This is a genomic window from Nocardia sp. CA-145437 (assembly GCF_050956485.1).
Classification (GTDB): Bacteria; Actinomycetota; Actinomycetes; order Mycobacteriales; family Mycobacteriaceae; genus Nocardia.
Genome location: NZ_CP191204.1, coordinates 776,236 through 791,498 on the forward strand (window position 1 = coordinate 776,236; position 15,263 = coordinate 791,498).

Sequence of the window (15,263 nt, forward strand, 5' to 3'; positions counted from 1 at the left end):
GACCGCTACCGCGCCCGCTGGTGGCCGGGACTTCGGTCCGGACACGCGTTCGGCCCGGCGCCGCGGGGCGGCGACCGGGCCGGTCAACGTGGTCGGAAGGGTCAGGCGGCGGTGCCCTGGCCGATGCTGACATTACCGAAGGAGGTGTGGGCGTAGACCTGGACGAGGTCCTGGGGCTGGTCGACGGCGGCCAGGCGGTTCTGGACCGAGCCGGACTTGGTGTTGGACTCCAGTTGGGCGGCGCTGCCGGGCTTGATGCCGACGGTGAGGTCGCCCATGGAGGTTTCCAGGCGCAGGACGCCGCGGGCGGCTTCGGTGATGTGGATGTCGCCCTTGGCGACCTTCGCGGTCACCGAGCCCTGGGGGCGATCGACGGTGATGTCGCCGGCGGACACCTCGAGTTCGCAGTCGCCGAGGCCGCCGGCGCCGAACAGGGTGCCCAGGCCGACCGTGCCGGTGAGGCGGGAGCCGGTGGGGACGGCGATGGTGACCGCGATGGTCCCGACGGCGGCGAAGGGGTTGTGGGCGCGCCAGCCGGTGGGGGTCTGCACGGTGAGGACGCCGTCGGTGAAGTCGATCCGGACCTGTTCGGTGGCGCGCACGTCCTCTTTCTTGCCGGGGTTCGCGGGCCGGATGTCGACGACGGATTCGGTGCGGTCGGCGGCGGTGACGGTGACGTTCCCGGCGGCCACGGCGACGTCGACGGTGATCGGGGCGGGGGTCTCGAAGGCGGTCATGACGTGCTCCTCTGGGTGCGATTCCGGCTGGTACCGGGCTGATGGGAGTAACTCTGACGGCCCGCGCTGACAGCGGGCTGACGCTGTCCTGACACGGCCGCTGACACAGGTTCTGCCCCGGTCACGGGTTGACGGCACAATGGTCCGGTGCAGATCAGGATGCTTGGACCGCTCGAGATCCGAACCGAGGACGGTGGATCCCTGGACGTGCCGGGTGTCCGGTTGCGGGCGTTGTTGATCGCGCTGGCCCTCGAACCCGGCCGCGCGGTCGCGAAAAGCGCACTGGTCGACTGGATCTGGGGCGAGCAGCCGCCCGCCGACGCGGCGAACGCCTTGCAGGCGCTGGTGTCCCGGCTGCGAAAGGTGCTGCCGGACGGCGTGATCGACGTGCAGCCGGGCGGCTACCGGCTGGCCGTCGCACCCCGCGCCGTGGACGCGGTCCGCTTCGAACAGCTGCTGGACGCGGCCCGCGGCGGCGTCGAAGCCCAGCAGGCGCAGGCCCTGCGCGAGGCCCTGGAACTATGGCGCGGTGCGCCCCTGCAGGACCTCGGCGCGCAGGAGAACGCGGCTGTCGACGCCGCGATCACCCGCTTCGACGGTCTGCGCCTGGCCGCCGCCGAGGATCTCTACGAGACGGAGGTCCGGCTCGGCCGCGGCGCGGGCCTGGTCGCCGAGCTGACCGAGCTGGTGGATCGAAACCCGGTGCGGGAACGTCTCGCCGGTTCCCTGATGCGCGCGCTCGCCGCCGCAGGCCGCGGCGCGGAGGCGCTGACCGTCTATCAGCGCACCCGCGAGGCTCTCGCCGACGAGCTGGGTGTGGACCCCTCGCCGGAACTGTCCGCGCTGCATGTCGCGCTGCTGCGCGGCGAGGTGGGCGCGCAGCGTGAGGAGGATCGCCGTACCAATCTGCGCGCCGAGCTGACCAGCTTCGTCGGCAAGCGGGCGGACCTCGACGCCGTGCGGGAACTCGTTGCGGCACACCGGCTCACGACGGTGACCGGTCCCGGCGGTTCCGGTAAGACCCGGCTGGCCACCGAGACCGGGCGCGCCATGCTCGCCGAGCTGCCGGACGGGGCGTGGCTGGTGGAGCTGGCATCGGCGGGCGCGAGTGGCGATCTCGCCCAGTCAGCGCTGGCCGCGCTCGGCCTGCGCGACGCGCTGCTCGGCGGCGCGCCCAACGCGGAACCCGTCGACCGGCTCATCGCGGCCGTCCGCGACCGCGACATGCTGCTGATCCTCGACAACTGCGAACACGTCATCGAGGCCGCGGCCGCCTTCGCGCACCGCATGCTCGGCGAGTGCCGGCGGTTGCGCATCCTCGCGACCAGCCGTGAGCCCCTGGGCATCACGGGTGAGGCGCTCTGGCAGGTCGAGCCGCTGGCCCTGCCGGCCGGGAACGCCGACGCCGCCGAGATCGAATCCTCCCCGGCCGTCCAGCTGCTGCGCGACCGGGCGAGCGCGGTCCGCAAGGATCTCGCGGCCGATGCCCGCACCTTGTCGACCATGGCCCGGGTGTGCCGGGCGCTGGACGGGATCCCGCTGGCCATCGAACTGGCCGCCGCGCGCCTGCGCACCATGTCCCTCGAGCAGCTGGCTGACCGTCTCGACGACCGCTTCCGGCTGCTGACCGGCGGCAGCCGCACCGCGATCCCGCAGCACCGCACCCTGCGCGCGGTGGTCGACTGGAGCTGGGAGCTGCTCACCGCCGCCGAGCGAAAGGTCTTGCGCCGCTTGGCCGTGTTCTCCGGCGGCGCGACGCTGGAAGCGGCCGAGCAGGTGTGCGCGGCCGCCGAGTTCGGCGCGGAGACGGCGGTCGAGCAGTGGGAGGTGCTCGAACTGCTGACCACGCTGACCGAGAAATCCTTGCTGCGCACCGCGGGTGACGACGAGCCGCGCTATCGCATGCTCGACACCATCAAGCAGTACGCCCGCGATCGTCTCGTCGAAGCGGGGGAGTCCGACGCCGCGCGCCGCGCGCATCTCGCCTGCTTCACGGCGCTGGCCGCGACCGCGGAACCGCATCTGCGCCGCGCCGAACAGGTGCGGTGGCTGGCGGTTCTGGACGCCGAGTACGACAACATCGCGGCCGCCATGCGCGGCGCTCTCGCCGCCGCGGACGCGCCCGGCGCGCTGGGGCTGGCCGCCGCCGCGGGGTGGTACTGGTGGCTCAGCGGCCACAAGGCCGAGGGCCTGGAACTGGTGAGCGCCGCCGCGGCGCTGCCCGGCGAGGCGGTCGACGCCGAGACCCGGGCCACCGTGTACGGGCTGGTCGTGCACTTCGCGACCTCCGGCCCCGGCGACCAGCATCAGGTGGAGGAGTGGATCCACAAGGCGAGCGAGGTCAGCCAGGGCATCCAGGCCAGTCATCCGGCCCTGGCCTTCCTCGCGGCCCTGGAACGAATGTTGCAGGGGCCCGACGAGTTCCTGCCGGCCTTCGAAGCGCTGCTCGACGACGCGGACCCGTGGGTGCGGGCGCTGGCCCGGTTGCAGACCGGCAAGCTGCGGGTCGTGCTCGGTCAGGACGGGGAGCGGGCCGACGAGCAGCTGGAGTTGGCGCTGGCCGAGTTCCGGGCCATCGGTGAACGCTGGGGCATGTCGTTCGCGCTGACCGAGCTGGCCGACCGGATCGCCATGCGCGGCGAATTCGGCCGCGCGTGCGCGTATTTCGAGCAGGCGGTGGCCGCGGCCACCGAGGTCGGCGCGATCGAGGACGCCGTCCGGATGCGATCACGCCAGGCCCAGTTGTACTGGCTGCTCGGTGATTTCGAGGCGAGCGCGGTCGCGTTGACCGAGGCGCAGCGGTACGCGGATCAAGCGGCGTGGCCGAGTGGCCTGGCCGAACTGGCCTTGGCGCGAGCGGAACTGGCCCGCTGGAACGGCGACGGCGCGGAGACCGAGCGTCAGATCGCGTTCGCGACCATGATGTTGGGTGAGGATGTGGGTCAGCCCTTCATGAGCGCCCTGATCCACGATCTGCGCGGCTATCTGGCCGAGGACACCGTCGCCGCCAGAACGGAACGCGCCGCGGCTTTCCAGGCGGCGACCGCCGGCGGGCACGCCCCCCTGCTGGCCCGGATCATCGTCGGCATCGCCGATCTGGCCCTGCGCGACGGCCAGGCCGAGCAGGCCGTGCGACTGCTGGCGGCAGGTGACGCGGTACGCGGCCTGGCCGACCGCTCGCATCCGGATGTGGCCCGAATCGAGCAGACGACACGAAGCCGCCTCGGTGAAGACGGCTTCACCGAGGCGGCGGGGGAGGGGGCGCGGGCGGACTGGCACGAGCTGGCCCGGGTCACGCTCGCTTGCTGAAAGTGGCTCGCGACCACAGGTATCCGACGATGGCGAACCCGGCGCACCAGGCCAGCGCGGCGGCGGTGTAGCCGCCCGACGGATGACCGGTCAGGAAGCCGCGCAGGGCTTCGATGATCGGCGTGAAGGGCTGGTACTGGGCGAACTGCCGCACGCCCTGGCCCATCTGGTCGGCCGGGACGATCGCGCTGCTGACGAAGGGCAGCATGATCAGCGGCACCACCGACATGCCCGCCGACTCGGGGGTCTTGGCCGCCATGCCCAGCGCGACGGTCAGCCAGGAGGCCGCGAACGAGGTCGCCACCATGACGCCGACCGCGCCCAGCCATTCGGTGGCCGAGGCCGGGGACCGGAAGCCCAGGGCGAAGGCCACGCCGAGCACGGCGGCGATGGCGATCAGGTTGGTCAGCATGGTCGCCACCACGTGCCCGGTCAGCACCGCGCCGCGGGAGACGTCCATGACCTTGAACCGGTTGATGATGCCCTTGGCCATGTCCGAGCTGACCGACACCGCGGTGCCGGAGAGTCCGTAGCTGATGGCCAGCAGGATCATGCCCGGTGTCGCGTAGTTGATGTAGTCCTCGCCGACATTGAAGGCGCTGCCGAACACGTAGACGAAGATCAGCAGCATCATCACCGGCATCAGCGCGGCATTGAAGATGGCGACGGGGTTGCGGGCGATGTGTTTGAAGTTGCGGCGCAACATGATCGTGGAGTCGCCGAGCGAGGCGCTCAGGCCGCCGGTGGCGCCGGTGCGGTCGGTCGCGGTGGATTCGGTGGAAACGATGGTGCTCATGCTGCGTCGGCCTCCGTGGTGGCGTGCCCGGTCAGGGCAAGGAAAACGTCGTCGAGATCGGGGGTGTGGATGGAAACGTCGGTGGCTTCGATCGAGTGGTCGGCGAGCCGGTTCAGCAAGGCGCGCAGGGCATTCGACCCGCCGTCGCCCGGCACCTGGAGGGTGAGGGCCTCGTGGTCGGCGGTGCCGTCGGGCAGGATCCGGGCGGCCGCTTCCAGCTGCGCGCTGTCGCGGAACCGGAGCTGCAGGTAGCTGCCCGGCACCCGGCGCTTGAGGTCGTCGGGCGTGCCCTCGGCGACGATGCGCCCGCCGTCGAGTACCGCGATCCGGTCGGCCAGCTGGTCGGCTTCCTCGAGGTACTGGGTGGTGAGGAAGATGGTGACGCCGTCGGAGGTCAGCTCGCGCACGATCTCCCACATGGTGCGGCGGCTGCGCGGGTCCAGTCCGGTGGTCGGCTCGTCGAGGAAGACGATGTCCGGCTTGGTCACCAGGGTCATGGCCAGGTCCAGTTTGCGGCGCATGCCGCCGGAGTAGGTCGAGGCCGGCTTGCGTGCCGACTCGGTCAGCTCGAACCGCTCGAGCAGGCCGGCGACCACCCGCTTGCTCTCGCTGCCGCGCAGGCGGTGCAGGTCCGCCATGAGCCGCAGGTTCTCCTCGCCGGTGAGCAGGTCGTCGACCGCCGCGAACTGACCGGTGACCCCGATCGCCGCCCGCACCGCGCGGGTCTCGGTGGCGATGTCGTATCCGGCGACGCGGGCCGTCCCCCCGTCGGCCCGCAGCAGGGTGGTCAGCACGTTGACCGTGGTCGTCTTGCCCGCCCCGTTCGGCCCGAGCAGCGAGAAGATGCTGCCGGTCGCGATGGTCAGATCGATGCCGTCGAGGATCGTCTTGTCCCCGTACGCCTTCCGCAGCCCCGAGGCCGCGATTGCTGTGCTGTTCATGGGGAGAACTTTCGACCCGGCGCCTGATATCGGCCTGATGCCGACCTGATACGGCTCCTGACACTCCTGACACGGCATTGGACCTGGGTTTACCGGCGACGGAGACCCGATCGGACTACCGTTCAGTCATGGCAAGCAGGGACATCGTGGTGAGCGTCGGGGATGACGACTGGCTCACCCTCAGCGATGCCGCCGAATGCGCGGGGATGAGCGTGGCGGCATACGTGGCCTGGGGAGTTCGGGTGCTGGCGTTCCAGGCGCGTCCGGGCGGCTCGAAGCGCCGGCCGTCGACCTCGCCGTCGGCGACCCGGCGTCGTGCGAAGAGCGCCGACGAGACCGAGTCGATGGCCTGGGCCGAGACCTTCTCCGAGCGACTATCCCACCGCGCCGACCGCTACCGAGGCCCCGCGGTGGGCTTCGACGAGCGGTGACCACCGGGTTGCCCGTAACCCCGAAGGGCATGGTGCGGGTGCCGGGCGGCAGCTTCGCCATGGGCTCGGAGGACTTCTTCCCCGAGGAGCGACCGGTCCACACCGTGACCGTCGAACCGTTCTGGATCGACGAGCACCCGGTGACCAACGCCGAGTTCCGCCGCTTCGTGAAGGCGACCGGGTATGTGACGGTTGCCGAAAGACCCTTGGACCCAGACGATTTCCCAGGCGCGGATCCCGCCGACCTGGTGCCCGGCGGACTGGTCTTCCAGCGCACCACCGGACCGGTACGCCTCGACGACTACCGGCGGTGGTGGGCATACGTACCCGGCGCGTCGTGGCGGCATCCGCGCGGCCCGGCCGGCAGCCTCGACGGCCTCGACCGTCATCCCGTCACCCAGATCGCCCACGAGGACGCCACCGCCTACGCCGCCTGGGCGGGCAGATCGCTCCCGACGGAAGCCGAGTGGGAATTCGCCGCCCGCGGCGGTCTCGACGCCGCCACCTACGCCTGGGGTGACGAGTTCGAACCACGCGGCCGCCGCATGGCCAATACCTGGACGGGCCGCTTCCCGTGGGAATTCCTCCCCGCCCGTGGACAATCCGAACAGCCCGGCACCACCGCCGTGGGCACCTATCCGCCCAACGGTTACGGCCTGTCGGACATGACCGGCAATGTCTGGGAGTGGACCAGCGACCTCTTCACCGCTGACCACCGGCGTCCCGCGCCCGCCTCGTGCTGCGCGCCCGCCAACCCGATCGCCACGGAATCCGATACGGCGGAACGCTTTCCGCGTCGCGTCACCAAGGGCGGCTCGTTCCTGTGCGCACCCAACTACTGCCTGCGGTATCGACCGGCGGCCCGGCAGGGCCAGACCGAGGACACGTCCACCTGCCACCTCGGCTTCCGGACGGTCATGCGTGACGGCGCGAACGACGGCCGATCTCGGTGACCGGCGGTTCGTCGTAGAGCCATTCCCGGGCGATCCGGTGCCAGTTGCCGGTCGCTCCGAGTTGGCCGAGTGCCGCGAAGGTGAGCAGGTCGGCGCGGCGGGAGAAGACGTGCTCGGGCGGCAGGAGCTGGCGGCGCATGCCGCGGAAGTCGGCCGAGCGCGGGTCGACGGCGTGGACGACGGCGGCCGTGGCGAGTTCCGGGGTGATGGTGATCTCCTCGTCGAGGAGATGCCATCCGGCCGCGGCCCACACGTATTCGAAGCACTCCTGGGGCGTGACGCCCGCGGCCGGGTCGATGATGCCGCGGTTGGTCCACAGGTCGTACAGGTCCTGGGGCCGGTTCTCGGCGGCGGCGCGCAGGGCGGTGCGTTCGAATTCGACGTGCCGCGGGTCCATCCGGTGGTAGAGGCCGAAATCCACGAAGCCGATGCGGCCGTCGGCGGCGAGCAGCATATTGCCGGGGTGCGGGTCACCGCAGAACTCGTCGTCGGTGAAAAGGCCGGTGATGTAGAAGCGGTAGATGAGTTCGCCGAGGCGGTCGCGGTCGGCGGCGGGCAGGGTGCGGATGTGCTCGAAGGGGGAGCCGTCGATGAATTCGGTGACGAGAACGTGTGGCGCGCAGAATTCTTCGATGCTGTCGGGGACCACGATGTAGGGGTGGCCGCGGTAACGGGCGGCGACGCGGTGCTGGGTGCGGGCCTCACGCACGTAGTCGAGTTCGGTGCCGATAGTGCGGGCGATCTCGTCGAGGACACCGCCGTCGGCGGCGCTGGGCAGCGCGGATTTCCAGAGCCTGCTGAAGAATTCGAGATTGCGCATGTCCGCGGCGACGGCGTCGTCGACGCCCGGATACTTGGCCTTCACCGCCACGGTGCGGCCGTCGTGCAGGGTGGCGCGGTAGACCTGCCCGATGGAGGCGGCGGCGACCGGGGTCTCGTCGAATTCGGCGAAGACGCGGGACAACGGACCGAGATCGTCCTCGATGACCTTGCGCATGGCCGCGAAATCCACGGCGGGGGCGCGGTCGCGCAATTCGGCGAGCTTGGCGCGGAACATCTCCCGATGCGCCTCCGGGATCAGGTCGACCTCGAGCACCGAGAGCATCTGGCCCAGCTTCATCGCCGCGCCCTTCATCCCGCCGAGGACGGTGACCAGCTGTTGCGCCGCCTGCAACGTGGACCGTTCGGCGAGGACGCGCCGGGCCTCCTCGGTGCGGCCGATCATCTGCACACGGGTTCCCGCTCCGCGCAGGGCTTGCCCGGCGGCCAGCGTGCCCAATCGGCCGCCCCGGGCCACCCGGCCGCCGCGTACTCGACGGGTCATGGATGGCACCTCCGTGTGGGCCTTCGAGCCTGTGTGGCAACAACATACAGCCGGGTCGCGCTCGCAGCCCTAAGATGAGCAAAGCTCATTTTCGCCGCACAGCAGGGAGGCTGTGATGCCGCCGAAGGCAGCGCGACAGCGTCGTGGACCCACCCAGGAGCGGTCGAAGGCCACCCGCGCGCACATCCTCGACACCGCCGCGCGGCTGTTCGGCGAGCGCGGCATCGCCGACACCTCCACCAATCGGATCGCGGCCGAGGCCGAGGTCAGCATCGGCACCGTCTACCGGTACTTCGCCGATCGCGGCGTCATGGTCGACGAACTGCTCGAGCAGCTGCTGCAACGGGTCGAGAACCGCTTCACCCAATGGCTTTCCGGGCTGCCGCCGCAATCGGAGACGCAGACCCTCCGGTCGCGCACCGACGTGGTGACCGGACTGCTGGAGATGTTCACCCAGGAACCGGTCGCGAACGCGAAGCTGGTGCGGGCCCTGGTCGGCGGCGTGCAGTTCTACAACAGCGGCCTGCCGGAGTTCGAGCCGCGGCTGCGGCTGCTGGTCAAGGTGCTGCTCATCCAGCTGCTCGGCCCGGGCAACGACCACAAATACGATGTGATGGCCGCGGTGCTGGTCAATACCGGATTCGCCGGGGTGATGCGCGCGTCCGCGCTCGAGGTCGGCAGTGACGAGCGGCAGGAGGTCGTCGCCATGACCGGGTACATGATCGCGGCGTGGATCAGCGCCGAAATGGACGGCAGCCCGGCGGACACCACCCGATGACGGTGATGGCGATGTCCGCCGAGCCCCCCGACCGCGGCGTCTACAATCCGCCGCCGCCGCCGATCACCCACGGATTGAAGGTGCACTGCAGCGTCGGGAACAGCTCCGGATCCAGTGCCCGTAAGGCGATCGACAGCGCTCGCGGCGAGTACATGAGCGTCAGATGGTCGGAGACATCCTGCTCACAGCCGTCCTGGAGCACGATATTGTCCACGCGCGCACCCGGACCCGCCTTCAGATAGGTCAGCTCCGACGGGTTGGTGATCTCGTCGTAGCGGGTGCCGACCACCGTGTAGTCGATGCCCGGCACGGTGTCGCCGCCCGCGTTCAGCTTGGTGATGAAATCCGATCCGATGGTCTGTTGGATACCGGCGTGCCCGACGAACAGCTCCACGAAGCCGAGCACGTCGATACCGAAGTTGTTGATCGCCCGGCCCAGCGCGCCGATCCCGTCGAGCGAGGTGCCGTGATGCGTCGCGCCATAGGTGATCAGGTGTTTCACCTTCGCGCCGCCGCCCTCGAACTTGGTGTACCAGCCCGACATCGGCCCGCCCTGCGAATGCGCGACGAGGTCGACCTGCGGTGCGCCGGTCGCCGTCAGGACCCGATCCACGAACACGGCGAGCTGTTTCGCCGAATCCTGGATGTAGCCGGTGCCCATCACGCCCGGCAGCACCGAACCCAGCCCGCCGCCCTGCACCAGGCCGGAACGGCCGTAATTGAAGGTGAAGGTGCAGAATCCGGCGTCGGTGATGGGCTTGCTCATGTACGCGAAACCGTTGTAGGCGTTCATCCAGGTGCCGTGCACCAGCACCACCGGACGCGGATGCGCGGCGGTCGGCTTGCAGTTCCAGTCATTGGTGCCGGGCGGCGCGACATCCGGATTGGCCAGGCCGTACCCGAACGCGGCCAGCCAGGACGTCATGGGCGGACCGGAGCCGACGGTGTCGGAGGCGTAGCCGCCCGACAGTCCGGTGCTGGATCCCGAACCGCCGAAACAGTTTCCGGAGCCATTGCCCGAGCCGGCGCCGCTCCCGGAGGTGCAGGCCGATCCGGTGCCGCCGCTGCCGGAGGGTTCGGCCGCCGCGTTCCCGGCGAATCCGAGCGTCAGCAGTGACACTCCCACTATGACCAGTGCCCGTAGCGCGTGCGGGCGGGTTCTTCGTCTCATGAGGGCGAACCTAGGAGCGGAAACGCTGGTCGGGCCGGTGCTGAACGGGAGTTTGGAAAGCAGCCCGAATCGGCGGTGGCGCAGCCATGGCGCGCAACAAAGGGTGCGCCGATGCGGGGGTTCTCCGTCACAGACCCGGTTTCGCGCGGTGGTGACTCTTCTGAATCTGACGAACGAACGCGCGAGTAGCCAGGCGGGCGGCGAATCATCGTTCGGGTGAACACAGATGCTCGGAGCACGGCCGCGGAGCAGGCGCGTGCGCTGGTCGGGCACCACTATCGGTGCGCGGGTTCGTTTCCGGTGGAGCGCGGCAGGATTCGGGAGTTCGCGCGAGCCGTGCAGGCTTACCATCCCGCGCATTGGCAGGAATCCGCGGCGGCGCGCTGGGGTTTCGACGCACTCGTCGCCCCGCCGACCTTCGGGGCGCTGGTGTGGCAGCAGGCGCGTCGCGAAGTCCTCGAACGGTTGATCACCGGATATCGGGCGGACCGGGTCGTCCACGTGGACCAAACCCTCGAGATCGGTCGTCCGTTACTCGCGGGGGACGTGCTGAACTGCGATTTCTCCATCGAATCATTCCGCCATTTCCGGTCTTTCGATGTCGTGACCGTCTCCGGCGCGCTCACCGATCAGCACGGGAAGCCGGTGCAGACCTGCTCCACGGCTCTGCTGGTCGGGGGTCGCGAGACCGGCGGCGCGCCGGCCCGCACCCGGCCGGTCGCCAGGGCGGGTCTCACCGAATACGCCGACCCGGTGGTCCGGGCGGCCGTCCGGCGCAGCGGGCAGCCGCGAGCGGAGGGCCCGCACATCGATTTCGACGATCTGGCCGTCAATACCGTCCTGCCCACGGCGGGAGCCACCGTGACGGCACGCGATCTGGCGAACTACGCGCTCGCGGTGGGGGATACGGAGGTCGACCGCCGTCGGTTCACCGCGTCGGGGCGGCCCGTGCGGGTCGCGCCCGGGCAGCTGGTGCTGGCGCTGGCCACCGGGTATGTCAGTTCGTGGACCCGGGATCCGGCCGCGGTCGTCAAGTTCTGGGCCGAATTCGCCAATCACGTGCACTATCTCGCGGTTCCGCGTTTCGAGGGCGCGGATATCGAGTTCAACGGCCGCGTCATCGCCTGTGACCGGCGGCGGCGGACCGCGACGATCGCGATCGACGCCCGATCGCAGGGGCGCAAGCTGTTCGGTTACGCCACCGCGGAAGTGTCGTTCGCGGCTACTCGCGGTCGGTGAAGGAGCGCGCGATCAGGGCCGCCCGCAGCTGCCACAGACCAGAGGTCACCGTCGGGTCGAAACCGGTGATCTGGCAGATGCGTTTGACCCGGTAGTCGACGGTGTTGGTGTGGATGTGCATCAAACGCGCGGTGCGGCGGCGGTTGAGGTTCGTGCTGATGTGGCAGCGCAGGGTTTGCAGCAGTTCGGGATGCGGGTCGAGCGGATCCAGGAGGGCCCCGAGGGTTTCGCGGCCCAGGCCGGGCCGGGTGAGCTGGTATTCCAGCGCCATATCGGTGAATCGGTAGAGGCCCGGTTCGCAGGCCAGGCGGTGCACGATGTCCAGGAGTTCGTGGGCCCGGTCGGCGGCCGACGGGATATCGGACGGTGCGGCGACGACCACCGTCGCGGTGATGGGAACGCGCGCGGCCGCCGACAATTGTGTGAGCAGTTCGTCGAGTTGTTCGGTGATCGGGCTCGTGGTGGGCAACAGGACGGTGCCGCCGTCCACGCTCAACAGCGCCAGCGCGGATTCTCCGCAGCGTGTGGCGAGTTCGGCCTGCACGCGGCGTAATTTGCGGCGGGCCACCACTTTTCCGTCCAGCATCGGATGCTGTTCGTCCGGATGCCGCGGAATGTCCAGGGCCACCACCGAATACTCGGCCGCGATATCGATGCCGCATTCGCGGGCCATGGTGGAGGTCGGGTGGCCGCCCAGCAGCGCCGAGGTGAGGGTGTGCACGGCATTGTGGTGTTCGCTGACCACCGCCCGGAGCTCACTCACGTACGCCCGCGCCACCGTCGCGCTGATGGTGTCCAGCAGCTCCACCACCAGTCTGGCGGCGTCCATCAGGTGCGCGTAATCCTGTGCGGTGGCCCCGGAGGTGATCAGGTCCATCCCGACCTTGAATCCCTCGTGGACCGAATGCAGCACGGTGTCGATCGGCACCCCCTCCCGCGCCCACCCCGCGGCGGCGTCCGACAGCCGCTCGACCTTCGCGGGAATGTCCTTGCCGTCCAACATGCTGACGGCCAGCTCCAGGCAGACCCGGGTGACCCGGGTGACGTCCCCGGAGATCACATCCCCGGGCAGGGTGCCGCACGGGATCACGGTGTCGACGAAATGCCCCACCAATTGCCGGGACAGCGTGCGCACGTCCTGCAGCGGCCCGGACATGGGACGGCCCGACACGGTCAGCCCGGTGCGGAGCGCTGGGTCGGTTGTCATCATCGACTCCCTTCCGAGGTGATCTACCGCAAGTTCACGGTGATTCGAACTCTAAAGTGACCACCAGCTCACCTTCTACTCCCTTTCGAATCACCCCTCCGAGCCCCCGGAATACCCTGCCCCACCTGCGTATTCTTCCTCCGGATACAGCAAATCCCGCCGCTCCCGGTCCATCGGAGCAGCAGGATTGCTCACTTTTCGACAGGACTACTTGGGATTGGTCACCTCGGTCGGGAAGTCCCGATCCGGCGTCACCGTATGACCGTCCGCACCCAGCGTGAGCGTCACGACCACCGGCCCACCCGAAGGACAGCAGCTGGGGTCACTCCCCGCCAGCCACCGGTACTGCACCTGCACACTGCGGTCCGAGGACCCGACCACCGACGTGTAGGACGTCGACTTCTTGGTCGCGGTCCCCAGGAACCCGGCCTGGTTGAACAACATCACCTGCCACGGCGAACTGGCCGTCCCATGCGGCGTATCCGCCAGCACCCACATCAGCGCCGGACAGGACCCCACCTTCGCCTCGGTCCCGCTCTGCGCGGAGAACCCCTCCCCGCCCACATTCGCCCCGAGCTTCCCCAATGCCGCCGTCACCACCGGCGACTTCAAATCCACGCAATTCCCCCCACCCGCCGTAGCGGGCACCCCGTCCCCCGCGGGCTTCGTCACCCCCGGCGACTGTTCCCGACCCGGTGTCTGCTCCCCACCTGTCGGCTGCACGCCCCCGGGCGCACCCACCGTGGTGGTCGTTACCCCACCCGGCTTGGGCCCGGTAGCCCCGTCCTGACAAGCAGTAGCCAGCCCCAACGCCGCCACCGCCACACCAATCCCGACGATCTTTTTCATGACCAGTCCTCTCCCCTCGGTATTACCCGGTTATTCGCGGACCATCCGAGAAACGTTGCGCGATCGGCCGTGTCACACATCCTCGGGTTGCGTCGTCACCTTGACGAAGCCGACTGAAACGCACCACGTTCCAGGTCCCGGCTGAACCACTCGCTGAGGGCGGCTATCGCCCTCTCCCGCAAGGAAATTGGAGTCTGTCATGTTCATCGCGTATGTGATCGTCACCGTCGTGGCCGCCGCTTGGGTGGGGTTCTCGGCCTTCTCGCTGTACCGCCGGGCCGAGTTCGTGGTCGACCCGCTGCGTCAGTATTCGGTGCCCGAGGCGTGGTGGACCCCGCTGGCCCTGGCCAAGGCGGCGGGCGCGTTCGGGCTGATCGCCGGACTGTTCATCCCCTTCGTCGGGGTGGCCGCTGCCATCGGGTTGATCCTGTACTTCGCGGGTGCGGTGATCACCATCATTCGGGCTCGCCACTTCGGCAGCATCCCGTTCCCCCTGCTGTACCTGGTGCCCGTCGCCGTGGCCATGGGCCTGGGCTTCGCCGCCTGACCGAAACCAACCACCAACCCGTCAATCGAGAGAAGAGAAGATCATGGAACCGCGTTTCAACCTGTACGCCAATGACATTGCCGCCAAGTTCAACAAGCGACTGGTCACCGCCGCCCGTGTGATCGACGAGTCCAGCCTGCCCAAGGCCACCCAGGAGCTGGTGAAGATCCGTTCCTCGCAGATCAACGGCTGCGGGATGTGCCTGGACATGCACACCAAGGACGCCGCCCACGCCGGCGAGACCCCCGTCCGCCTGGCGATGATCGCGGCCTGGCGCGAATCCACCGTCTTCACCGACCCGGAACGCGCCGCCCTCGCCCTCACCGAGGAAGGCACCCGCCTGGCCGACACCTCCTCCGCCATCTCCGACGACACCTGGGCCCAGGTCCGCAAGCACTACGACGACGACCAGATCGGCGCCCTGATCTCTCTCATCGCGACCATCAACGCCTGGAACCGCCTCAACGTCCTCGCGGGCATGGCCGGCGGCTCCTACACCCCCGGCCAGTGGTAACCCGCCCTCACCCCGAAAGATCACCGCTCTCGAGGAACTCCTCGACAGCGGTGATCTTCACTGTCCACTCCGAGACGGCCTCCCCATCCTCTCCGACCGTCACCCGAGCCCCCACCGACCGCCAAGGCGCACCCGGATCGAATTCATGCCCGAGCTCGCCCAAGAAGATGAGCTGATTCTGTGCGTGAACAACATCCCCATCCCGATACAGTGTCCAAACCTCCACGAAATTAGAGGTTTTCGGATCACCCATCGTCACGGGCAGGCACGCCACCGACTCCCCGCCGACGATCCGCCGCAGCCCCGCCGCCCAACTCGCCCGATAGTCGTCCACACCCCAGTACCCGATCGGCGCCTGGAAATACTCCGCGTCGTCGCCCAGCCGAATGACGCCTCCTACCAGCGCAGGATCGCATCGCGCCCGTGGATCGCCGAACTCGATGCCGAATGTCCCCATCTCACTTCCT

At 69.2% G+C, this 15,263-nt stretch carries 15 protein-coding genes; 7 read left to right on the forward strand and 8 right to left on the reverse strand.

The genetic code is table 11. From position 1 onward, the window contains the following. Window positions 1–101: 101 nt before the first annotated feature. On the reverse strand, window positions 102–737 hold the full coding sequence (locus ACQPYY_RS03635; protein WP_433592742.1) for a DUF4097 family beta strand repeat-containing protein: 636 nt from the start codon (window positions 735–737) through the stop codon (window positions 102–104). A gap of 147 nt (window positions 738–884) precedes the next feature. Between ACQPYY_RS03635 and ACQPYY_RS03640 the strand changes: the two genes are divergently transcribed. Then, entirely contained in the window at window positions 885–4,046 is a 3,162-nt protein-coding gene (locus tag ACQPYY_RS03640) for a BTAD domain-containing putative transcriptional regulator (RefSeq protein WP_433592743.1), read from the forward strand. Here ACQPYY_RS03640 and ACQPYY_RS03645 read toward each other — a convergent pair. After that, the gene (locus ACQPYY_RS03645; protein WP_379107428.1) at window positions 4,030–4,842 is read right to left on the reverse strand and encodes an ABC transporter permease; all 813 of its coding nucleotides are present in this window, start codon (window positions 4,840–4,842) and stop codon (window positions 4,030–4,032) included. The two genes, ACQPYY_RS03640 and ACQPYY_RS03645, sit on opposite strands and share 17 nt — an antisense overlap. Further along, complete coding sequence (locus tag ACQPYY_RS03650) at window positions 4,839–5,783, reverse strand: ATP-binding cassette domain-containing protein (RefSeq protein WP_379107429.1); 945 nt, start codon at window positions 5,781–5,783, stop codon at window positions 4,839–4,841. Before ACQPYY_RS03650 ends, ACQPYY_RS03645 begins: the two co-directional genes overlap by 4 nt. A gap of 128 nt (window positions 5,784–5,911) precedes the next feature. On the opposite strand from ACQPYY_RS03650, the gene ACQPYY_RS03655 reads away from it, so the two are divergent. Both ACQPYY_RS03655 and ACQPYY_RS03660 read left to right on the forward strand, forming a co-directional pair. After that, window positions 5,912–6,214: a hypothetical protein gene (locus ACQPYY_RS03655; RefSeq protein WP_433592744.1), complete on the forward strand. Its 303-nt coding sequence runs from the start codon at window positions 5,912–5,914 to the stop codon at window positions 6,212–6,214. A 29-nt stretch (window positions 6,215–6,243) separates the two neighbouring features. Beyond that, entirely contained in the window at window positions 6,244–7,167 is a 924-nt protein-coding gene (locus ACQPYY_RS03660; RefSeq protein ID WP_433594561.1) for a formylglycine-generating enzyme family protein, read from the forward strand. Here the strand turns inward: ACQPYY_RS03660 and ACQPYY_RS03665 are convergent. After that, complete coding sequence (locus tag ACQPYY_RS03665; RefSeq protein ID WP_433592745.1) at window positions 7,130–8,491, reverse strand: ABC1 kinase family protein; 1,362 nt, start codon at window positions 8,489–8,491, stop codon at window positions 7,130–7,132. The genes ACQPYY_RS03660 and ACQPYY_RS03665 overlap by 38 nt on opposite strands. Before the next feature lie 115 nt (window positions 8,492–8,606). On the opposite strand from ACQPYY_RS03665, the gene ACQPYY_RS03670 reads away from it, so the two are divergent. After that, entirely contained in the window at window positions 8,607–9,269 is a 663-nt protein-coding gene (locus tag ACQPYY_RS03670) for a TetR/AcrR family transcriptional regulator (RefSeq protein WP_379107434.1), read from the forward strand. Window positions 9,270–9,309: 40 nt separating this feature from the next. Here ACQPYY_RS03670 and ACQPYY_RS03675 read toward each other — a convergent pair whose 3' ends face one another. Then, the gene (locus ACQPYY_RS03675) at window positions 9,310–10,440 is read right to left on the reverse strand and encodes an esterase/lipase family protein (protein ID WP_433592746.1); all 1,131 of its coding nucleotides are present in this window, start codon (window positions 10,438–10,440) and stop codon (window positions 9,310–9,312) included. 216 nt (window positions 10,441–10,656) lie between these two features. On the opposite strand from ACQPYY_RS03675, the gene ACQPYY_RS03680 reads away from it, so the two are divergent. Next, on the forward strand, window positions 10,657–11,679 hold the full coding sequence (locus tag ACQPYY_RS03680) for an FAS1-like dehydratase domain-containing protein (protein ID WP_433592747.1): 1,023 nt from the start codon (window positions 10,657–10,659) through the stop codon (window positions 11,677–11,679). Here ACQPYY_RS03680 and ACQPYY_RS03685 read toward each other — a convergent pair. Next, entirely contained in the window at window positions 11,663–12,886 is a 1,224-nt protein-coding gene (locus tag ACQPYY_RS03685; protein WP_433592748.1) for a PucR family transcriptional regulator, read from the reverse strand. The two genes, ACQPYY_RS03680 and ACQPYY_RS03685, sit on opposite strands and share 17 nt — an antisense overlap. 207 nt (window positions 12,887–13,093) lie before the next feature. Then, complete coding sequence (locus ACQPYY_RS03690) at window positions 13,094–13,504, reverse strand: LppP/LprE family lipoprotein (protein ID WP_357089305.1); 411 nt, start codon at window positions 13,502–13,504, stop codon at window positions 13,094–13,096. 430 nt (window positions 13,505–13,934) lie between these two features. Between ACQPYY_RS03690 and ACQPYY_RS03695 the strand changes: the two genes are divergently transcribed. After that, complete coding sequence (locus ACQPYY_RS03695; RefSeq protein ID WP_433592749.1) at window positions 13,935–14,282, forward strand: DoxX family protein; 348 nt, start codon at window positions 13,935–13,937, stop codon at window positions 14,280–14,282. Between the two features lie 43 nt (window positions 14,283–14,325). Further along, the gene (locus tag ACQPYY_RS03700; protein WP_379107439.1) at window positions 14,326–14,796 is read left to right on the forward strand and encodes a carboxymuconolactone decarboxylase family protein; all 471 of its coding nucleotides are present in this window, start codon (window positions 14,326–14,328) and stop codon (window positions 14,794–14,796) included. 7 nt (window positions 14,797–14,803) lie between these two features. Here the strand turns inward: ACQPYY_RS03700 and ACQPYY_RS03705 are convergent, their stop codons facing one another. After that, entirely contained in the window at window positions 14,804–15,253 is a 450-nt protein-coding gene (locus tag ACQPYY_RS03705; RefSeq protein ID WP_433592750.1) for a hypothetical protein, read from the reverse strand. Window positions 15,254–15,263: the final 10 nt, after the last annotated feature.